We start from the raw sequence: 21,461 nt of genomic DNA, 5'->3' as shown, positions 1-21,461 counted from the left end.
GCTGAATTCTGATCGGGTACTACTCAAGCGTGTCCCGCGAATTGTGGGTTATAAGTAATACTGTTAACCTTTAGTCGTACTCCGCATACCATAACTAAAATTATACGGTTCCAGCGCCATGAGTGATCCGCGTACATGATGAGTGCTTCCGCAGATCTACGCAATGCCAGCAATAGCGTAGAAAAATCCTTGTCATCCGAAGCCCTGAACAGCCCAGTGGCGATTCCTCCCATGCCCGATTACAACGGGCGTCTACTGGCGTATACAGCCACAACTGCCATTATTATTGCGGGCGTTTTGCAGGGCGCGTTTCAGCAATGGCACCTGTGGCTAATTGCCGGCGCGCTTGGCTGGCCTCACATAGCCTATTTACTTACCCGGCGAACCTTCCTGAGACACTCCCCCCGCATTCGCCAGAAAATGCTCATCGCAGATTGTGTTATCGGGGGCGGTTTCATCGGCTGCATTGGCCTGGTTGCTATTCCCTCTGCATCCGTCGCCCTGATGCTTATATTCAGCGCGCTGATCATTGGCGGTATTCGGCAGTTTCTGATCGGCTGCGGCTTTATGATAGCGTCTATCGTCGCGTTATTCGCCCTCTTCGGTCCGGCTGAATCGTTTCAATCGCCGCTACTCACCAGCATACTGTCGATACTATCCACTGGCCTGTACATCTGCGTGACAGCGTTTTATTCACACCAACAAGCCCGTGCCCTGATGCTGGCAAAAACCCAGATACAAAACCAGCGCGAACAATCCATTGCGCTCTCACACAAGCTATCAAAGTACCTTTCCCCTCAGGTATGGCAGTCCATTTTTACAGGGGAGCGAGACGTTCGCCTTGAAACCCAACGCAAAAAACTCGCCGTTTTCTTCTCGGACATAAAAGGCTTTACCGAGCTTTCGGAAGAAATGGAGCCAGAGGCACTCACTGAATTGCTGAACCACTACTTTAACGGCATGTCTGAAGTGGCTCTCAGGTATGGCGGCACTATCGACAAGTTTGTGGGCGACTCTATTATGGTGTTCTTTGGCGACCCCACAAGTCGGGGCCAGAGGGAAGATGCCTTTGCGTGCGTGTCCATGGCCATTGATATGCGCAAACACATGAAAATAATGCGCCAGAAGTGGCGCAGCCAGGGCATTAAAACGCCACTGGAAATTCGCATGGGCATCAGCACCGGTTACACAACCGTAGGCAACTTTGGCGCTGAAAACCGTATGGATTACACCATTATCGGCAAGGAAGTAAATCTTGCCAGCAGGTTGGAATCGCTTGCCGAACCAGGGGAAATTCTTGTCTCCTACGAGACCTTCTCATTAATCAAAGACCGGATTATGTGCCGCGACAAAGGCGAGATCACCGTAAAAGGTTTCGGCAGACCCGTACCTATTTACGAAGTGGTAGACTTCCGCAGAGACATGGGCCCAAACCGGAGCTTTATGGAGCATGAACGCAGCGGTTTTGCCATGTATCTGGATTCCGATAAAATCTCAGAGAAGGAACGCAGGAGCATACTCAGTGCCCTGGAAGATGCCGCAGAACGCCTGCGGCATGAAGAAGACAGCGTTCGGGACTGATTTACTGCCGCATTAACCTTGGACCGACCTGCTCTTCGGGTTCTGTGCTGCGCCACGGGTTGATGTCCAGGCCGCCACGACGAGTATAGCGGGCACAAACCGTTAAACTTTGAGGCTTGCACCGCTCAAGAATGTCCGTAAACAACGTTTCCACGCAATGCTCGTGAAAATCCTGCTTCTGCCGAAAACTCACTATGTACCGCAACAACCCGGCACGATCGATAGCTGAGCCAGTATAGCTGATCAGCACTGTGCCCCAATCAGGCTGACCGGTCACCGGGCAGTTACTTTTCAGCAGGTGTGAACAAAGCTTTTCTGTAACCTCTGGCCCGTGGGCAGAAAGCGACTCGGGCGCATAGTCGTACACCACCTCGCTGACTGTCTCGTTATCAATCAGCTCGTAGCCTGATGGGCGCCCGATCGCTGTGCCTGAGTCGTCCACGCTCAGGAGCCGAACATTCACGGCCGCACCGCAAACGCTGGATAGATCTCCTGTTACGGCCTCCACAACCTGATCAGCAGAAGAAAACACTGTCTGGTTTAAAGAGTTCAAATACAATTTAAGCGACTTGGATTCCACAAGCGACGGCGAAGCCGCGGGAAACCGGATTTCGGCCCAAGCCAGATCCGGAATGCCATTTGGGCGCAGCCAGGATAGCTCCCAGGCTTGCCAAAGATCTCCCCCGAACCATGGCCACCGACCGTCTTCAAGGCCAATGCGGCGGCGATTTTCCTCCCTGGCTACCGGGAAAAGTAAGGCAGGATCGTAGCGATCCGGGTAATCACTGCTTTTGCCAAGCGGCGCGTTATCAAGGGCCATAGGATTTCCTGAAAATCAATATATCTGAAAACACACGTAACATCAGTGCCGTATACCCTTTCCCCGGGCCAGCAACTTAAGAGCGATAAACGAAAACACCGCTATAAACACCAAAATCATGCCAAGGGACACAAACGGGTTTACATCCGAAACGCCGAGTATGCCAAACCGGAAACCATTCACCATGTACAGGATCGGGTTAACCATTGACACGCCCTGCCAGAAGTCCGGCAACAGATCGATACTGTAAAACACCCCACCGAGGTACGTCAGAGGGGTAAGAACGAACGTTGGCACTATGGAAACATCGTCAAACTTGGTGGCCAACAGCGCATTAATGAAACCACCTACGGCAAACAACGCAGAGGTTAAAAACACCGTTACCACAACCATTGGCAAATTATGAATTTGCAACCGGGTAAATGCTAACGACAAAAATGTCACAATAACGCCAATACCCAGACCCCGAGCCATGCCGCCGGTTACGTAGCCAGCCAGTATAATCCAGTTCGGCACCGGCGACACCAGCAGCTCTTCCACGCTGCGTTGCCATTTCATGGAAAAAAACGAAGACACCACGTTGGCGTATGAACTGGTAATAACCGCCATCATTATCAGCCCGGGCACAATAAACGACATATAGTCGAAGCCGCCCATATCGCCAATTCTGGAACCAATCAGATTGCCAAAAATAATAAAATAGAGAGTCATGGTCACAGCGGGTGGCAGCAATGTCTGTGGCCATATGCGAGTGAACCGTCGGATTTCGCGCAACACAATCGTTCTATAAGCCGTCAACAGCGCCTGAGCATTCATGATACGGCCTCCGTGTTCAACCCCGCATCGGTGGCATTATGCTCCACCATACGGATAAACAACTCCTCCAACCGATTTGCTTTCGTACGCATACTGACGACGTTAACCCCCTGCCGTTCCAGTTGAATAAATACTTCATTCAATGACTGGCCTTTTTGAACATCTACTTCAAGCACGCCTTCGCCTCCCAATCTGGTGGCAAAACCGTCGAGTTCAGGGGCTTTATCCGGCGCCACCTCGGCATCCAGCAGAAATGTCTCCAGGCTGAGTTGCTGCAGCAATTCTCGCTTGCTGGTGTTCCGGATAATACGACCGTGATCAATAATGGCAATATTCCGGCACAGGGCTTCCGCCTCTTCCAGATAGTGGGTCGTCAGAATAATGGTGGTGCCCTGTCGGTTCATTTCCTCAAGAAACGACCACATTGAGCGCCGTAGCTCTATATCCACGCCCGCCGTGGGCTCATCCAGAATGAGCAACCTGGGCTCATGTACCAGGGCGCGAGCAATCATCAGCCTGCGTTTCATACCACCAGACAACATGCGCGCTGGCGTATTACGCTTATCCCAAAGCCCGAGTTTTTTCAGGTACTTCTCAGCCGCCACTGCCGCTTTTTTCAGGGGAATCCCGTAATAGCCGGCTTGAATGGTGACGATATCAAACACTTTCTCAAACTGATTAAAGTTAAACTCCTGCGGCACAACACCCAAGTGACGCTTGGCATCAGAAAGATGGGTATCTATGTCGTAACCAAACACCTTCACCCGGCCAGCAGATTTGGTCACCAAAGAACTTACAATACCCAGTGTGGTCGATTTTCCCGCGCCGTTCGGGCCCAACAGGGCAAAGAAGTCCCCCTGTTCCACATGAAGGTCGATTCCCTTAAGAGCTTCAAAACCACTGGCATAGATTTTGGTGAGTCCTTCAATTTCCAAAGCATGGGTCATAACAGGTTCCGGTTCTCAAAGCGGCGTTCACAGAACACTAATAAGTTGAGGCATGTTCGCCTTTTTCAAGGTTGAAAGCGCGGCAGTTCGCTATCTGCGAAATAGGTAAACTGCGACAGGTATCCCGATATAGCTTTAAGCAACTGCTTATAATGCAGTTACAACAATTTACAAATGACCGCCCACGATGGTTTCAGTGGCACGGTCGAGACCCAGGGAATGAAAGACGAACCATGGCTGCCATTCACCTCACTCGCCCATCACTTACCTTGCCCCGCGCGCTTCTTGCCTCGCTTTTTATCAGCCCGCTTCTCGCGGGATGTTTTAGCGGCGACGGTGACAGTGATGGCAATGATACAAATACCGGAACAGTTAACGCTCTGGGGATCAGCGGCTTAACTTACCAGACCGCCAGCCAATCCGGTAAAACGAATGCCTACGGTCAGTTTCAGTACTACCCTGGTGAAACTCTGAGCCTTTGGGTGGGCGACCTGCTTATTGCCGAAGATGTACCCACGCAAGAGTGGGTTACACTGCTGGAGTTCTTTCCGGATATCCGGGCGCAGCTACCAACCCCAACCGTCGATAGTGAAGGCCTGCCTGGCCACACAGGAACGGAAGCCGAAGCTATCTCCAACGTACCACTGAACAACCTCACTCGATTTCTCATCAACCTGAACTGGTCTGAGGGCGTGCGGGAGGGCAAAGGCATTGACATTCGGGACCGCGTAATACAGCAATTGAATGCAGCTCTGCCCAACCTGACCAGCCCCATTGATTTCAACGTAAGTGCACGCAAATTTGACGCAACCGGCGACACCCCTTCGCCCGCCAACCAATTGCTTGCCCAGATCTGCTTTTATCCGGCTGGGGATGAGCTGTGCGAAGCTCCCCCAACCGAAGACTATATAAAGAACGCGCCCGAGCGCCCGAAAGATGATGAAGAATGGAACCCAAACGTTGAATATAAACAAGACTTACGGGCAAAAAAACAGCGCATTATTCAGGCAGCTCGATCCATGGATGAGGTGGATGCCGAAGATGCTGAGGATTATCAGAAGCGTGAACTGAAAAAGATTACAACCCTTATTGGAAACCGCTTCTACCTGGATAATCATATTGCCAGACACCCGGCAAGCGACAGCAGCAATAAACAGATAAAGATAAATCGCATAGGTGGTAACGCTGAGCTTTCTGACCTGCAGGTCATTACCACCAGGCCACAGGATGTGGTGGTGCATTCCTATAGCGCACAAATGGCAGAAGTGGACTACTACGCAGATGGCCCGGCGGGCGGCGAGTCTGAGATCGTTATAAGTTTTTCACCTGAAAACACTTACCGGTGGATAAGGAAAACCCTTCGGGTTGTTATTACCGACTGACCAGCCGACTAAGACTCCAGCGAGATTCCGCGCCGGTTACATCGTAACCGACCGGGTCCAACCCCCCTGTGCCATGTGCCAGGCATTCCTTGATGGCGATTATGTCTGCTGCCGTTCGGCTCTCGTTGTATTTTGCCAAATCCACAACCCTCGCAGTTTTTAAGGGTTCGTGATGACGGTCTGTCATAACCATCACACGCGGCCACAACCGACGTTCAGGGGAGTGAGAAATGACAATACCACGCTGGCCGTCTGTTAATTCGACAAGACTGCCCGTGGGGTAAATACCAATCGCGCGAATAAAGCTTTCAACCAAATCGTCCTGAAACTCAATGTTTCGCATGTCGTAGAGCAAAGCCACCGCTTTTGCTGGTGTCATAGGCTCTGCCAGGCTTTCTCTTGGTTCGATAAGTGATTCAAAGAACTCTGCAAGCCCGGCAATTTTAGCCAGCACAGGGATTCTGTCGCCGCGAACACCTACAGGAAAACCAGAACCGTTATGGCGCTCACGATGGCCTTGCACAACACTCAGCACCGCTCTTGAAAGCCCGCTCTTTTCCAGCATCGCCATACCTTTATCAACATAGGTACGATAAAGCGCATACTCTTCCGGGCCAAGCTGCCCTTCCTGGCTGAGCAATTCTTCAGGCAGTTGTGTTTTGCCAACCTGAGAAAGCAAACAGCCAAGACCAAGGTGGTTCAGCAAACCTTCATTGAGCCCCAGCTGTCGACCGCACACAATGGCCCAAACGGATGTATTCAAAGCATGCTGGTATATATGGTTATCATGCTGCTGAATGCGGCTAAGCCATAGCAATGCATCTGGCTGGCGAACAACACTGCGTACCATTTTGCTGACAACCGCAGCCACCGGGCGCAAATCCCGAGCCTCTTGACCGGATACCGCGGCGTACAGTTGCTCAAGTGCAACCCCCGCATCCTCAAGCAGGCGCCTTGATAACTTCATCTCCCGCTTCAGGGTGGTAACGTCGGTGTACTTTACGGGTTCGCGTATGCTCAACGGCGGAAGATGAAGCTCTTCCCGGCCCTCTCGCTTGTATTGCCCCCTAGCTCCAAAAGCCGGTCGGACCACCCTGGAAAGCTCAACGGTATCCCGGGATTCTGCAACATCAACAGACACCCACTTGCAGTATGAAACAAGCGCGCGTAAATCGTTCTGGGAACGAATATGGAAGCCTTGAATAGGGAATGGCGTTTGATGCCACGGTCGATCCAGGTCTGACACAAACATGCCAACCTCCAGATCGTGTACCGCTATTTTTTTCTGACCAACGCCCACTATTCGCTCCTGAACAGGTGTTTTTTAACAGGTACTATTCTTGAATGGTATCCGGAAATAGTCCATTACAATTTGGTAGCTCAAAGTAACCGCAGAAAGACAAACCGTAACCATGTCACTCAAAAGGAAACAACTTGTAGCAATGTGATCGCCATCACAACTCATTAATCTGAGTTACATACCGCACGATCAAACCTGGGCGGGCGAGCACTCAGGGTGCCGCGCTCTGTTTTACGGCTGTATACCGTGTAAGGCACCGTTGATGCGCGGATATAATCAACATTAACTTCGTCTTCATCCGTACCCTTGACTGCAGAAACGGGCCGGCAGGCTACCAACAACTCCAGCCGGCCTGATATATCTGCGATCCGCGCCTCAGGGTTCGAAGGGTTAATCGTTATGCAGGCATCACCGGCATTGACCGACTCCCCTCCATGAACGCGCCGATCAACCCCGCTTTCTCCACACGCGCGAATACCCTTGCCACATTCGCCCGCCTGGGCATGAGTACTGTCATATAACCGCCAGGAACGATCACTGCACTGAGTTTCCAGGGTTACAGGTGTGGCACGATCCGATAAAAACCACCAGGAAGGGTATTCAGCACTATGCCAGGACAACCGAATGGTCCTCGGCTCCTTTTGGGAGTTTTCGGCAGGGAACATAGCGTAGTGAGCGTAGTAGGTCGCGCAGCCAGACTGAGCTACCAGAACACCGGCTAGAACCAACAAGCGTATAGCGCTCTTAACTGGACTATGGAATCTGAAATAAATCACGAGTCTCTCGTTAATCCTTAACGACAATCTCACTGGAGAGAGGTATTACCCACGGGAAGGCGCTGCAAAAATGCGTGTCAGTTATCACTCTCTTCACATTCTTCAAATTGCAGGCCATAACCATCATTGGTTATACGAACAACGGCCATATCCAGCACGGGTGCCGGTAGGGGCAAACCTTGCACCTGTACCTTTACTTTATCCCCCATTCCCGGCGTGAACGGCTCATCATCTACCACAACGAACACGCCGCCATCAGATATATCCCGGGTAGAGAACACAAATTCTCCCAGTTGTTCGTGATTCACCTTCACCTTGGCACACATCGCTGTACGAAAGTGCTCCCTGCGATCATCTACACTCATCTGCGACGTCCACTGCTTTACTAAGGTACATAGTAGATTAACGTGTGTGCATGCGAATTATATCGTATGAATCACAATAAACAGAGTAACACTATTTTAAACGAAGTACGCCAAAGGGAATATTGACTTCGCGCGTAACACAAATGAGAATGGTTGGCGTTTTTAGGCGTTTGTGACTCTCAATCAGTGCCCGGATGGCACTCAATCACAAACGCACACCAAACCAAAACCCGCTAAGGATGCACCATGCGCATGAAACTCGCCGCTACAGCGGCAATCGCCCTCACAGCCCTACCTCTTGCAGCCTCTGCAGATGGCGAAGTTAATATCTATTCATACCGCCAGGCGTATCTTCTTGAGCCTCTATTGAATGCCTTTGAGCAGGAAACCGGCATCAAGAGTAACGTGGTATTCGCCAAGAAGGGCCTGGCTGAGCGCCTGGAGCGCGAAGGCCGCAACAGTCCGGCCGATGTGGTTATGACCGTGGATATCTCACGCCTCAACGAACTGGTCGAGCGTGATCTGGTTCAGGGTGTGGACAGCGATGTGCTGAATAAAAACATACCCGAAAGCCTGCGCCACCCGGAAGGCAAGTGGATTGGCCTCACCACCCGGGCGCGCCTGATCTACACCTCTAAAGAGCGCGTTGAAGAAGGTGAAATCACCACCTATGAAGAGCTTGCAGATGATAAGTGGGATAACCGCATTTGCACCCGTAGCGGCAAGCACCCTTACAACATTGCCCTCATCTCATCCATGATTACCCATCACGGCGAAGCCGAAACAGAAACCTGGCTGGAAGGGGTGAAAGACAACCTGGCACGCAAGCCTCAAGGCGGCGATCGTGACCAAATCAAGGCGATTGCAGAGGGCGTGTGCGATGTGTCTATCGGCAACAGTTACTACTACGGCAACATGCTGCAGGATGAAAATCAGCGCCCGGCGGCCGAAGCCGTTCGCCTGGTGTTCCCGAACGCCGATGGCCGCGGAACCCACATCAACATCAGTGGTATTTCCCTGACCAAAAGCGCGCCAAACCGTGAAAATGCCATCAAACTGATGGAATTCCTGACCTCACCCGAGGCTCAGGGCATCTACGCCAAAGCAAACACAGAATACCCTGCAAATCCCAACGTTAAGCCAACCGGTCTGGTGGCAGAGTGGGGTGAGATCCAGCCAGACAGCCTTTCTCTGCACGATATCGCAGAAAACCGTAACGCGGCAGTCAAGCTGGTTGACCGTGTAGACTACGACGGCGAATAAATCTGTTGGCGGGGGCGGCCTCATCGCCCTCGCTTTCTCAATCTATCACTCCCACAAATGATTCCAATCATTGCAGCGACTATTTGAGCTGATTACAATCGACACCCTTCAATGCACGTCTAACCAATCAACCTCATTAACAGGAACTCTATGAGCGAGGCCGCGACCAGCGTTAACCCCGGGCTCACCCAGCCCTTGCTGGCAAAGCGCACTTCTCGCCACTGGCTGTTCAGCGCCCTGTTAACCACAGCCATTGTCGCCCTCCCGGTTTTATCCGTCATTTTTCTGGCCTTCTTCCCCGAAGAAAATATCTGGCCACACCTGATGGATACTACGCTTCCCCGTTATCTGAGCACCACTTTAAAGCTGATGGCAGGCGTCGGCACAATTACACTGGTGATAGGCCTATCAACCGCCTGGGCCGTTACTATGTGCGAATTCCCGGGGCGCAAACTTTTCGAGTGGGCCATGCTGTTGCCGTTTGCCGTGCCGGCCTATGTGATTGCCTATGTATATACCAGCCTCCTGGATTACGCCGGCCCGGTTCAGGATTCGCTCAGGGGCTGGTTTGGCTGGGGTAACGCCGCCGATTACTGGTTCCCTGAAATTCGCAGTCTGGAAGGGGCCACGCTAATGCTTGGCCTGGTGCTTTACCCTTATGTGTACCTTCTGGCACGCGCTGCTTTTTTGGAGCAATCCCCTTCGTTGTTTGCGGTCAGCCGCAGCCTTGGCCACTCAGCACTGAGCACATTTTTCAAGGTGGTTCTTCCCATCGCCCGCCCTGCCGTCGCGGTTGGGCTTTCACTGGTATTGATGGAAACCCTGAACGACTTTGGCACCGTGGATTTCTTTGCCGTGCAAACCCTCACCGCAGGCCTGTTTGATACCTGGATGAACCTGGGCAATCTGGGCGGCGCGGCCCAGATAGCCACAACCATGCTCATGTTTGTGGTTATTCTGGTTACCCTTGAGCGTTACTCCCGGCGACGCCAGCAACAGTTTGCCGCCAGAGACAATCGCGACCCGATTCGCCGGTTCACCATGTCTTACCCACGGCAGTTGATCTGCGTGGCCGTTTGCGCCGTGCCGGTGGTCTTTGGCTTTGTTATTCCAGGCGTTACGTTGGGCGTTTATGCGTGGGAGTACTTTGATCAGAGCTGGAACCCGGTATTTATACGCAACACTCTCAATAGCTTGTTCCTCTCAGGAGCGGCAGCGCTAACCACCCTGCTCATCGGCGTGACCCTCGCCTACAGCCGCAGACTTCATAACACCCGTGGAATGCAGGTACTCATGCGCCTTTCAAGCCTGGGCTACGCCATGCCCGGTGCGGTACTGGCCGTAGGGGTCATTGTGCCTCTGGCGGGCTTTGATAACTGGCTAGACAGCCTGATGCGGGATTACTTCGATGTGAGCACTGGCCTGCTGCTCAGTGGCTCTGCATTCGCGATTGTATTTGCTTATACGGTGAGATTTCTGGCCGTGTCGGCCGGTAGCGTAGAAAGCGCATTGCAGAAGATTACCCCAAGCATGGACATGGCATCCCGCTCACTGGGAAACAGCCCGGGCAAAACACTGGTAAAGGTTCACCTGCCCATGCTTCGCGGCACATTGATCACCGCCGCGCTGGTCGTGTTTGTAGACTGCATGAAAGAATTGCCAGCCACTCTGATACTGAGGCCATTCAACTTTGAAACCCTGGCCACCTACGTATACCAGTTTGCCTCCGATGAGCGCCTGTACCACAGTGCCCTGCCGGCACTCATTATTGTTCTGGCCGGTATTATCCCGATCATCCTGATGAGCAGATCAATTTCCAACACTCGCTCTATAGCCTGATATAACCCTCAAAGCTGAGGCGCAATACTGGAGCGGGCATCCTGCACAACAAAGCGCCCCTGAAAAACAGCCACCGGATCGGCCTGTGGCGAGGTGTTTGGCGCCCCGCAAAATACCTCAACAGTAAGGTCCAACCTTGCCTTACCATGTCTTGCAAGGCCTTTTCTGAAACGCGCCGGAATCTCATCCCCCGGCACCCGGCAAATGGCATAAAAATCTGAGGTTACCGGCTCCAGATAATCAATACTGCCCGTCTGCACAACCACATTGCCTTTCAAGCCAAGGTCTGCCAACGCCAGCTCCATAAGCGCCCACGCTGCGGTTACAGCCACCGAATAGACGCTACCACCAAACCCCGTACCCTGATGATTACTGTTCAGTTCAAGCGGCGCGCTAACCAACAACGCACTGCCATCCCATGAGTGCAATTCAATTCCCAGAGCGCGGGAAAGCGGAATCTCTGCATGAATACGGTTCTGGACTGCGGAAAGTTGAGCCATAAATCCCTCCTGACATACACCAATTCTATGCCCGCCATCCGCTTTTCCCTATGCGACCAATGTCGGCTCTGTTACGAAAAAAGCCCGGCATAGCCGGGCCTGATCTCAACGATGAAAATAGGCGTTATTGCCAAATAACCTTCTGGCGCATCCCATACCATTCATCCACCTTGTTCTCATAGGCATCTTCAACCACATTACGCTTAAGCTTCAGAGTTGGGGTCAAAAAGCTGTTTCCGATTGACCACTCGTCATTCACAATAACCACAAAAGCCAACTGCTCGTGCGGATCGACTGTCTTGTTCACGCTGGTGACAAGCTCAGCAAAACTGTCTTCAAGTTTCTTCCGGAAACCGGCATCTTCCAGTTGCGGCTGAATGCCTTCGGCCAACTGAATCATTGCAAAGGGCTGAGTTTGATTAGCGCCGGATACACACACCATTTCGACTGACTGGTGCGCCATCAGACGATTTTCTATAGGTGCAGGTGCAATGTACTTGCCCTTGCTTGTTTTGAAAATTTCCTTCATGCGGCCAGTAATTTTCAGGCGCCCCATTTCATCAATTTCGCCTTTATCGCCGGTTTTCAAAAAACCGTCCTCGGTAAAAGCTTCAAGGGTTTTCTCCTCGTCCTTGTAATACCCCATCATGCTTCCCGGGCTTTTCACTAAAATCTCACCCTCCGGGCTGATTTTCGTTTCCACACCTGGCATGCTTTCCCCCACATAACCGGTGCGTGAGCGGCCAAATTTATTGATGTGGGAATAGGCGAAGTTCTCTGACATGCCGTAGCCTTCCAACAACTCCAGACCAAGATTGCGATACCAGTCCAGCACGTCGCTGGCCAGAGGTGCAGAGCCACTGCCGGCCAGCTTGACTTTATCCAGCCCAAGCCCCGCAAGGATCTTTTTCTTAACCAGGGTGTTCAAGACAGGAATCTTAAGCAGCGTATTCAGTTTCTTCTGTGGCATTTTCTGCAAAACACCCTGCTGGAACTTGACCCACAGCCGGGGAACAGACAGGAACAGAGTTGGCTGCGCCCGCTTCATATCCTCAACAAACGTGTCGAGAGACTCCGCAAAGAACAAGTGAAAGCCCGCATACACAGAGGCCAATTCCACAAAAGTGCGCTCAAACACATGTGCCAGTGGCAGATAAGACAGCATGCGCTCATTAGGCCCAACCTGCAGAACCTCAAGACCACCGGTGGCAGAATGCGCCATATTCAGGAAGCTGAGCATGACGCCTTTTGGCCGACCGGTACTGCCAGAGGTATAAACAATCGTAGCCAACTCCTTGCCATCACGCTGCACGTTCTCCTCCAGAGGCGGATACTTCGCAACAATATCGTCCCAGGTTTCAAAGTCGTTGGGCGGGCTCAGAGGGTAGGAAATGCAACGAACCGACTCAGGTACGCCTGGTTTCATCAGATCCCAGTCGTCCAGCTTGCCCACAAATAAAACGTCACACTCAGCATGGTTCAGCACATAGTTAACGGTGTCGGCATTTAACGTTGGGTATAAAGGTACGGAAACATGCCCCGCCATCCAGATCGCCCAGTCAGTCATGATCCAGTGCGCGCAGTTCTTCGAAATCAGACCTATACGGCTCTTTTCAGGCAGATTCAGTGACTTGAGGTATGACGCCATGCGGCGGGCCTCATCAACCGCCCTTCCCCAGGTGTACTCCACCACCTTCCCATCACCAATCGGCTGGGTCAGGTAGAGGGAGTTCGTTTTGGTGGTCTCCCAGTGGTAGACCATATCGAGGGGAAGTTTGTTTGTTGTTTGCATGGACCTTCCTTGCTTTCGTTATTTGATTTATCGGAGCATTATTTAGACTTTAGTAGGGTATTTCAACACATTATGGAGAGTCAAAGCGTGACTTGGGGCAACTGTGCAAAACTCTTCCAAAAAATGTGTGATCAGACCGCGACACAACAACATGCCCTGCTACTAAGGTGGTGGGGCTGTGGTAAACTCTTCCACCGTCAAACAAAACAGCAAAAAAACCGGAGATAACATATGGCCTCGAAAACCCTGCGCACCCTGTTGGGCGCGTCCTTACTTGCAATGGCAAGTCTTTCACAGGCTGCAGAGCCACGTGTCGTTGCCATTACGCAGATTGTTGAGCACCCCGCCCTGGATGCCGTTCATCAAGGCGTGAAGGATGAGCTGGCCGAACGAGGCTTTAAAGAAGGTGACAACCTGAAAATCATGCACGAAAGCGCCCAGGGTAACTCCGCCATTGCCGCCCAGATTGCCCGCAAATTTGTAGGCGAAGGCCCAGACGTGATTGTGGCTATCGCCACTCCTTCCGCACAAACCGTTGCCGCTGCTGCGCGCAATATTCCCGTGGTATTCGGTGCGGTAACCGATCCCATAGGCGCCAAACTGGTGAAAAGTGCCAAGGCACCCGGTGCCAACATTACCGGCGTGAGTGATATGGTGCCCATCGAACAGCACCTGGACATGGTGCAGCGCATCATGCCGGATGCCAAGCGCCTTGGCACCGTGTATAACCCGGGCGAAGCCAACGCGGTCGCACTGGTTGATATGCTGGAAGAACGCGCGAAAGCTCGCGGCCTGACCCTGGAAAAAGGCGCCGCCACCAAAACCTCTGAAGTGCTCGGCGCGGCTCGCTCTTTGGTTGGTAAAGCCGATGCCATATACCTGACAACCGACAACACGGTTATCAGCGCCGCAGAAGCCGTGATCTCCGTAGGTGAGCGCGCTAAAATACCGGTATTCGCAGCCGACACGGCAACCGTTGCCCGGGGGGCTGTTGCGGCCATGGGCTTTGATTACTACGATCACGGGCGACAGGCAGGCGTAATGGTCGCACGCATTCTCAAGGGTGAAAAACCTGGCGACATGCCCTTCGAAACCATGAAAAAATCCAACCTGTTCGTGAACCCGGCTGCCGGAGAGCGCATGGGCATTACCCTGTCGCAAGACGTGATTGCCGGCGCTCAAAAAGTTGTTAAAAGCGATAAGTAACATTCGACCTACTGACCTACACGGGCGGACCCCAAAAGGAGCCGCCCGTTTTTCTTCCACAGTGATCCTTGCCCATGCTCAGTGAAATTGCATTTTATGGCGCAATAGAGACAGGCCTCATCTACGGCCTGGTTGCGTTTGGTATCTACATCTCGTTTCGTGTACTCGATTTTCCGGATTTAACGGTCGATGGCAGCTTCCCGCTTGGTGCGGCTGTTGCGGCAGTTCTGATCATGCAGGGCTGGAACCCCTGGGTGGCCACGGGTGCCGCCGTACTCGCCGGCATGGCCGCCGGTGCGGTTACGGCTATGTTGAATGTAAAACTGAAAATTCTGAACCTGCTGGCCTCCATCCTCACCATGATTGCCCTGTATTCCATCAACCTTCGCGTAATGGGCAGGCCAAACATAGCGCTACTTGGCGAGGAAACCGTACTCACCCCCTGGTATTCGCTGGACTTGGCCTACCATCAGGTACCCGTGCTGCTCTTTGTGATTGTGGTATTTATTGCCCTGATTCTTTTATGGCGCTTCATGAAATCTGAAACCGGGCTGGCTATGCGCGCAACCGGTGCCAACCCCAGAATGGCTCGGGCACAAGGCATAGCCACCGGAGCCATGATTATTCTGGGCGTTGCTGTCTCTAACGGCCTGGTTGGTCTGGCCGGTGCCCTGTTCGCCCAAAGCCAGGGGGCAGCGGATGTCACCATGGGTGTTGGTGTTATCGTGATCGGCCTGGCTTCGCTGATTGGCGGCGAAGCGGTTATTACACCAACCACAGTCATTCGTGCTTTGGTTGCCTGCGTAGTGGGCGCTATCATTTACCGCTTGGCCATTGCGTTAGCGTTAAACGCGGACTTCCTTGGCTTCAAAGCCCAGGACCTGAACCTGATAACCGCGATTCTGGTTACCCTGGCGATTGTATTGCCCGGCGCCCGTAATTCGCTGGTTAACAAACTTTCCCGCAAGAAAGCCTGAGGAGGCAACATGATCAGCGCAACCGATCTCCGGCTTACCTTTGGCAGAGGCACGCCGCTGGAAAACCCTGCACTCAGGGGCATGAGCCTTACCGTGAACCAGGGTGAGTTTGTAACCGTGATTGGCAGTAACGGTGCCGGCAAATCTACCTTCCTCAACGCCTTGGCGGGAGAAGTGCTGGTTGATAGCGGCAACATTGTTGTCGACAATCTCAACGTAACCAAGCTGTCTACCCACAAACGTGCCGGACGTGTGGCACGAGTGTTTCAAGACCCACTGGCAGGCACCTGTGAAGGACTGAGCATTGAGGAAAACCTGGCGCTTGCCATCAAACGCGGCCAGCGTCGGGGCTTGAGTGCCGCCGTAAAAAAGCAATACATGGAGCAGTTTCGGGAAAGCCTCTCCTCCCTGAACCTGGGGCTGGAAAATCGTCTGGGCGACAAAATGGGCCTGCTTTCCGGCGGCCAGCGCCAGGCAGTAAGCCTGTTGATGGCAAGTCTTACGCCTTCCAACATTTTATTGCTGGATGAGCACACCGCCGCACTGGACCCCAAAACCGCTGCCTTCGTACTGTCGCTGACCACCAAGATCATCGAAGAGCAAAAACTGACGGCTTTAATGGTAACCCACAGTATGAAACAGGCGCTGGAAGTGGGCTCCCGCACAGTCATGCTGCACCAGGGCCAGGTGGTATTTGATATTAAAGGCAAGGACCGCGAAGGCCTGGAAGTGAAAGACCTTCTGGACCTGTTTGAAAAACAGCGCGGGCTGTCAGTAGACGACGACAGCTTGCTGCTCGGTTAGCAAAAATGCGGGAGCCTGGCTTCCGCATTTTTTCACTGCACCTCAAGCGCCGGATTTCCCGCAGTTTTCCTTCTTGCAAGTCATTTGCCATTGATTTTCTTTGCCGTAAGTCGCTTATCAATAGTTCCGCTTAAATTCACATACCACTATATCCTGTTATACTCGTCGAAAATAAACCTACATATAGTGATTTTAGTGGGCTAGCACCTATACCGGTGCTCCCGGCGCTTTAAGAAGCATGGCACCGCCCACGGTGCCAGCGACAACCGACATACTTAAGATTGAGGGTGGCAATGAACGCTAAGGCAGAGGCAGTGGTTACAACGATTCCGATGCAGGAAACTTCGCTCGACATTTGGGTCTCCAAATACCAACTCAAAACCAAAACCGGCGAAGCCGTGGATAAGGACATCAACGCCACGTTTCAGCGCGTTGCCACAGCCATAGCGCAAGTTGAGAACAAGTCCGTACGCGCCGAGCACATGAAAAACTTTGCTTGGGCGCTCAAGAACGGCGCCATTCCTGCCGGCCGTATTACTTCAAACGCCGGTGCCGAAGCGCACAAACCGGCTACGTCTACCATTAACTGCACCGTATCCGGCTCCGTTCAGGATTCCATGAACGATATTCTGGAGAAAAACCACGAAGCAGGCCTCACCCTCAAGGCCGGCTGTGGTATCGGTTACGAATTCTCTACTCTTCGCCCCAAAGGCGCTTACGTGGCTGGTGCTGGCGCCACCACATCTGGCCCGTTATCCTTCATGGATATCTTCGACCGCATGTGCTTCACCGTGTCTTCAGCCGGTGGCCGCCGCGGTGCCCAAATGGCTACGTTTGATGTGCATCACCCAGACGTGATCGACTTCATCCAGGCCAAGCGCGAAGACGGCCGCCTGCGCCAGTTCAATCTGTCGCTGCTGATTACCGAAGACTTCATCGACGCCGTTCGTAACAACGACGACTGGCACCTCTCCTTTCCGGTTACCGAAAAAGAAGCAGAAGACGAAGGCCTGGACCTGACTAAAACCGACCAGTTTGTATACCGCGACTTCCCGGTGCTGGACGGATATGTAGTCAATAACGAAGGCAAAGTGGCGTGCCGCATATACCGCACCCTGAAAGCCCAGTTCATCTGGGACACCATCATGACATCCACCTACGATTACGCAGAGCCTGGCTTCATCCTGATCGACAAGGTTAACCAGATGAACAACAACTGGTTCTGCGAGGACATTCGCGCCACCAACCCGTGCGGTGAGCAGCCCCTGCCCCCTTACGGCAGCTGCCTGCTGGGCTCTGTGAATCTGACCATGTTTGTGGACTACCCGTTCACCGACAAAGCCAGTTTCAATTATGAAAAGTACCGCAAAGTGGTGGGCATCTTCACCCGCATGTTGGACAACGTGGTAGAAATCAATGGCCTGCCGTTACCAGAGCAGCGCCACGAAATTACCTACAAGCGCCGCCACGGCATGGGCATTCTGGGCCTGGGCTCCACCCTTGCCATGCTGCGCATGCCTTACGGTTCAGAAGAATCTGTACAGTTCACAGAAAACGTGGTTCAGGAAATGGCCGTAGAAGGCTGGCGCCAGTCTCTCGCCCTTGCCGAAGAAAAAGGCGCAGCGCCAATCATGGACGACGACTTCGAAATCACCCCTAAAATGATGAACAAGTGCGCACAACTGGCCAAAGATGGCTACAAAATAGGCGACAAGCTGAAAGGCCGCGTACTGCACGCCAAATACAGCCGCTACATGCAGGAAATTGCCAGCGTAGAGCCCAAACTGGTAGAAGCTCTGGCAGAAAAAGGTGGTCGTTTCACTCACCACACCTCCATTGCACCCACGGGCACCATCAGCCTGTCGCTGGCCAACAACGCCAGTAACGGCATAGAACCGAGCTTCTCGCACCACTATGCCCGCAACGTGATTCGCGAAGGGCGCAAGACCAAAGAAAAAGTTGACGTGTTCTCCTTCGAGCTGCTGGCCTACCGCCACATGGTTAACCAGGGCGCCATGCCCTTCTCAGAAGATGAAGACAAAAAACTGCCCAGCTACTTCACCACCGCGGATGATGTAAGCCCGGCACAGCATGTAGACATTCAGGCTGCAGCACAGAAGTGGGTGGATTCCTCGATTTCCAAAACCGCGAACGTACCAACCGATTTCGCCTATCAGGATTTCAAAGACATCTACCTGTATGCCTACGACAAAGGCCTGAAAGGTTGCACCACCTTCCGCTTTAACCCGGAAGCTTTCCAGGGCGTACTGGTAAAAGAAACAGACCTTGAGAACACTCTTTACGAATTCACACTGGACGATGGCAGCAAGGTGGAACTGAAGGGTAACGAACAGGTGGAGTACGACGGCGAGATGCATACCGCCGCCAACCTGTTTGACGCGCTAAAAGAAGGCACATACGGAAAGTATTGATCCGGAACACCGACACAGGACAACAGACATGACAGTTAAAATCAGTAATCAGATCGTCGGCTACCGGGTAAAGAAAGCCGACACAGACGCGCCTAGCGAGCCGCAGGTCGCAGCACAGCCAGAAACTCAGCTCGTTCAGATGAATGAATACATCGAACGGCCGGATTTTTTGGTGGGCACCACCTACAAAATCAAGCCGCCCGTGGCCGAGCACGCGATGTACATCACCATTAACGACATCCTGCTGAACGAAGACACAGACCACGAAAGCCGTCAGCCATACGAAGTGTTCATTAACTCCAAATCCATGGAGCACTTCCAGTGGGTAATCGCCCTCACCCGCGTAATCTCAGCGGTATTCCGCAAAGGCGGCGACCTGACCTTCCTGGTGGAAGAGCTGCGCTCTGTATACGACCCCAACGGCGGCTACTTCAAAAAAGGCGGCGTATTCATGCCCTCTTTGGTAGCGGAAATTGGTGCCGTTATCGAGAAGCACCTGAAGGCTGTTGGCCTGATGGAAAGCGAGGAAATGAGCGAAACCACCAAGCGCATTCTCGCCGAAAAGCGTGCCGAGTTTGAATCCACAAGCACAAAAGCCACCAACGACGACCAGGCCGGTGACTTCCCCCCCAACGCCACCATGTGCAGCAAGTGCAGCACCAAGGCGGTGATTGTGATGGATGGGTGTGCTACTTGCCTGTCTTGTGGGGATAGTAAGTGTGGTTGAGCTAACTCAAAAGGTAGTTTGAAGATAAGGCCCGACGCGTAAGCCTCGGGCCTTTTTTGTGGCTGGCACTCACAGACATTCCGTATTCGCGTGACCGCTTCGTTATTACGCGGTGATATTACGAAGTTTGACAAGACTTAGGTTGTAAATGATTGATTTTAGTATATATTTGCAACCATAGTGCTTAGAAAGAACGTAATCACGATGCGTAAAAACGCGGAAGTCATAATATTGAATAACGAAGAGTGCGGTCTAATACGCTGTTATGTGTTACTATCAAGGAGCCGGTTCTATTGTCTGAGTTGAAAACCGTAGGTTTATTCCTCGTTACCGCTTTAGCGGAGATTGTTGGCTGTTATTTGCCTTATCTCTGGCTTCGCGAGGGTAAAACTATCTGGCTCCTGGTGCCGGGCGCGTTGAGCCCTGGGGCATTTGCCTGGCTGCTTTCATTACATCCGACCGCTGCGGGCAGGGTTTATGCTGCGTATGGTGGCGTTTATATTTTTACCGCCATACTCTGGCTCTGGGCAGTGGATGGCATCCGTCCAACCGCCTGGGACTTGGTTGGCTCAGGCGTTGCTTTGGTGGGTATGGCAATCATCATGTTTGCACCGCGCACCACATAACCAATGCAGGCACGGCGACGCCTACTACATTGCGCCTTCGGCTTCATTTCGTAGGCGCGCATGCTGCAAGCGTTAGGCAGGACTAAGTATCGTGAAATGGCTCACAGTAGCAGTCAAAGCAAAATTTGGCTGGCCAACAGAAGAGACGGAAATTGAGTATCTCGGTTGTACGTATCTGCTGCGACCAGAAACTGATGAAGATGCACAATCTGTCTCTCTGTTTTGCCCTGCTGGTGTTGACATGGAGTCTGGGAGGCTTTTGATAAATAGATTTTTAAGTGCTCTTTCTTGGGTTGAGGAAGAAGGTATATCCGAGTTGTTTTCTGTAGGCTCGAACGGCGAGCAACCGATGAGAGTTGGAAAATCAAATTCGAGATATATTTCGAAAAAATTCAGGGCTGATTATTTGCCTGAACCAGAAGATGAAAAATCACGTCGTGCATTGGCGTTATTTCGAGAAGCGCAGAGCATTAACAGCCCAGCCTATGCTTTCTTAGGCTTCTTCAAGGTTTTGAATATTTTGTTCGATAGAGGGCCTGAGCAAAAATCATGGATCAATCGAAATATATCTGCAATTAAAGATTATAGAGCAACCAAGCGTTTGGAAGAGCTAAATGAGACACAACCTGATTTAGGAAGGTACTTATATGTTCAAGGGCGTTGTGCCGTAGCACATGCTTTTAGTGAGCCTGCAGTTGATCCCGATGTGCCATCTGAAGTTCAACGATTAAGTGAGGATCTATCAGTAATCAAAGAATTGGCTTCAATAGCCATCGAGAGCGAATTAGGTATCATAAGTAAGTCAACTTACCACAGCACGCATCTCTATGAACTAGAAGGATTCGAGAAAATACTCGGTTGTGAAATGGTGGAATCCTTAAAGCAGGGTGAAGCCCTTGAAGATGGCTCTCAAATAGAAATCCCTTGTCTTTCTTTAAGATTAAGAGATTCGGAGAGATTTCAAAGTTATGAAGGATTGATGCCCGCTGGTGTCCAACAACACGAAAATTCATTAATCATTCATTTGAGTTCAGAAGACGGAATCCTTCAACTAGTCATCGTTCTTGATTTTGGTGAGTGGCGCCTCATTTTTGATCCACTCGAACACGTGAATATCATGGACGATGGAACGCCAAAATCTATGCATGTAAGAAGTGATACCGCGTTATTCGCCAAAGGGAAATATTTGAATGGTCAGGTAGAAATATACAATGCTGAAACTAATGATTTACTAGCTAGAACGGACCCTTTCCTCGTGAATTCAGATAATAACTGCAGCACTTTGGTGTAACCAGGTAGAGGTGGGAG

19 protein-coding genes are annotated in these 21,461 nt (G+C 52.0%); 11 read left to right on the top strand and 8 right to left on the bottom strand.

Annotated elements, in window-relative coordinates:
• Positions 1–135: 135 nt before the first annotated feature.
• Positions 136–1,581: an adenylate/guanylate cyclase domain-containing protein gene (locus ACTHYN_RS06510; RefSeq protein WP_441811663.1), complete on the top strand. Its 1,446-nt coding sequence runs from the start codon at positions 136–138 to the stop codon at positions 1,579–1,581.
• A 1-nt stretch (position 1,582) separates the two neighbouring features.
• On the opposite strand, the gene queF is transcribed toward ACTHYN_RS06510, so the two are convergent.
• The 3 genes from queF to ACTHYN_RS06495 are packed head-to-tail and all read right to left on the bottom strand — an operon-like array spanning position 1,583 to position 4,164.
• Complete coding sequence (queF, locus tag ACTHYN_RS06505) at positions 1,583–2,401, bottom strand: NADPH-dependent 7-cyano-7-deazaguanine reductase QueF (protein ID WP_441811662.1); 819 nt, start codon at positions 2,399–2,401, stop codon at positions 1,583–1,585.
• Positions 2,402–2,443: 42 nt separating this feature from the next.
• A complete protein-coding gene (locus ACTHYN_RS06500; RefSeq protein WP_441811661.1) occupies positions 2,444–3,217 on the bottom strand; it encodes an ABC transporter permease in 774 nt (257 codons plus the stop codon).
• Positions 3,214–4,164, bottom strand: a complete 951-nt coding sequence (locus ACTHYN_RS06495) for an ABC transporter ATP-binding protein (protein ID WP_441811660.1) — start codon at positions 4,162–4,164, stop codon at positions 3,214–3,216. The genes ACTHYN_RS06500 and ACTHYN_RS06495 overlap by 4 nt, the downstream gene beginning before the upstream one ends.
• 233 nt (positions 4,165–4,397) lie before the next feature.
• On the opposite strand from ACTHYN_RS06495, the gene ACTHYN_RS06490 reads away from it, so the two are divergent.
• Positions 4,398–5,546, top strand: coding sequence for an organic solvent ABC transporter permease (locus ACTHYN_RS06490; protein WP_441811659.1), 1,149 nt, complete (start codon positions 4,398–4,400; stop codon positions 5,544–5,546).
• Here the strand turns inward: ACTHYN_RS06490 and ACTHYN_RS06485 are convergent.
• From ACTHYN_RS06485 to ACTHYN_RS06475, 3 genes are all read right to left on the bottom strand, one after another.
• The gene (locus tag ACTHYN_RS06485) at positions 5,536–6,846 is read right to left on the bottom strand and encodes an HD-GYP domain-containing protein (RefSeq protein WP_441811658.1); all 1,311 of its coding nucleotides are present in this window, start codon (positions 6,844–6,846) and stop codon (positions 5,536–5,538) included. The genes ACTHYN_RS06490 and ACTHYN_RS06485 overlap by 11 nt on opposite strands.
• Before the next feature lie 164 nt (positions 6,847–7,010).
• Positions 7,011–7,577, bottom strand: coding sequence for a hypothetical protein (locus ACTHYN_RS06480; protein WP_441811657.1), 567 nt, complete (start codon positions 7,575–7,577; stop codon positions 7,011–7,013).
• A 122-nt stretch (positions 7,578–7,699) separates the two neighbouring features.
• Entirely contained in the window at positions 7,700–7,987 is a 288-nt protein-coding gene (locus ACTHYN_RS06475) for a PilZ domain-containing protein (RefSeq protein WP_441811656.1), read from the bottom strand.
• A 246-nt stretch (positions 7,988–8,233) separates the two neighbouring features.
• Between ACTHYN_RS06475 and ACTHYN_RS06470 the strand changes: the two genes are divergently transcribed.
• Together ACTHYN_RS06470 and ACTHYN_RS06465 are read left to right on the top strand one after the other, a co-directional pair.
• The gene (locus ACTHYN_RS06470) at positions 8,234–9,250 is read left to right on the top strand and encodes a Fe(3+) ABC transporter substrate-binding protein (protein ID WP_441811655.1); all 1,017 of its coding nucleotides are present in this window, start codon (positions 8,234–8,236) and stop codon (positions 9,248–9,250) included.
• Positions 9,251–9,400: 150 nt separating this feature from the next.
• Complete coding sequence (locus ACTHYN_RS06465) at positions 9,401–11,089, top strand: ABC transporter permease (protein WP_441811654.1); 1,689 nt, start codon at positions 9,401–9,403, stop codon at positions 11,087–11,089.
• Positions 11,090–11,097: 8 nt separating this feature from the next.
• On the opposite strand, the gene ACTHYN_RS06460 is transcribed toward ACTHYN_RS06465, so the two are convergent.
• Together ACTHYN_RS06460 and ACTHYN_RS06455 are read right to left on the bottom strand one after the other, a co-directional pair.
• Positions 11,098–11,589, bottom strand: a complete 492-nt coding sequence (locus tag ACTHYN_RS06460; RefSeq protein ID WP_441811653.1) for a thioesterase domain-containing protein — start codon at positions 11,587–11,589, stop codon at positions 11,098–11,100.
• A 124-nt stretch (positions 11,590–11,713) separates the two neighbouring features.
• Entirely contained in the window at positions 11,714–13,381 is a 1,668-nt protein-coding gene (locus tag ACTHYN_RS06455; RefSeq protein ID WP_441811652.1) for an AMP-binding protein, read from the bottom strand.
• A gap of 231 nt (positions 13,382–13,612) precedes the next feature.
• Here ACTHYN_RS06455 and ACTHYN_RS06450 point away from each other — a divergent pair, with 231 nt between their 5' ends.
• The 7 genes from ACTHYN_RS06450 to mauJ all read left to right on the top strand — a co-directional run bounded on the left by ACTHYN_RS06450 (position 13,613) and on the right by mauJ (position 21,444).
• Complete coding sequence (locus ACTHYN_RS06450; RefSeq protein ID WP_441811651.1) at positions 13,613–14,587, top strand: ABC transporter substrate-binding protein; 975 nt, start codon at positions 13,613–13,615, stop codon at positions 14,585–14,587.
• A 74-nt stretch (positions 14,588–14,661) separates the two neighbouring features.
• Positions 14,662–15,564, top strand: a complete 903-nt coding sequence (locus tag ACTHYN_RS06445; RefSeq protein ID WP_441811650.1) for an ABC transporter permease — start codon at positions 14,662–14,664, stop codon at positions 15,562–15,564.
• A gap of 9 nt (positions 15,565–15,573) precedes the next feature.
• Positions 15,574–16,368 carry an ABC transporter ATP-binding protein gene (locus tag ACTHYN_RS06440; RefSeq protein WP_441811649.1) on the top strand — a complete coding sequence of 265 codons (795 nt, stop codon included), beginning with the start codon at positions 15,574–15,576 and terminating at the stop codon, positions 16,366–16,368.
• 293 nt (positions 16,369–16,661) lie between these two features.
• Entirely contained in the window at positions 16,662–18,800 is a 2,139-nt protein-coding gene (locus ACTHYN_RS06435; RefSeq protein ID WP_441811648.1) for an adenosylcobalamin-dependent ribonucleoside-diphosphate reductase, read from the top strand.
• Between the two features lie 28 nt (positions 18,801–18,828).
• Positions 18,829–19,527 (top strand): TSCPD domain-containing protein, encoded by a 699-nt coding sequence (locus ACTHYN_RS06430; RefSeq protein ID WP_441811647.1) that lies wholly within the window; start codon positions 18,829–18,831, stop codon positions 19,525–19,527.
• A gap of 293 nt (positions 19,528–19,820) precedes the next feature.
• Positions 19,821–20,153 carry a YnfA family protein gene (locus ACTHYN_RS06425; protein ID WP_441811646.1) on the top strand — a complete coding sequence of 111 codons (333 nt, stop codon included), beginning with the start codon at positions 19,821–19,823 and terminating at the stop codon, positions 20,151–20,153.
• 91 nt (positions 20,154–20,244) lie between these two features.
• Positions 20,245–21,444, top strand: coding sequence for a methylamine utilization protein MauJ (mauJ, locus tag ACTHYN_RS06420; RefSeq protein ID WP_441811645.1), 1,200 nt, complete (start codon positions 20,245–20,247; stop codon positions 21,442–21,444).
• Positions 21,445–21,461: the final 17 nt, after the last annotated feature.

Source organism: Marinobacter sp. (assembly GCF_052091845.1).
Classification (GTDB): Bacteria; Pseudomonadota; Gammaproteobacteria; order Pseudomonadales; family Oleiphilaceae; genus Marinobacter.
Note: the sequence above shows the minus strand (reverse complement) of the source record. Positions and strands in the feature narration are given on the sequence as shown.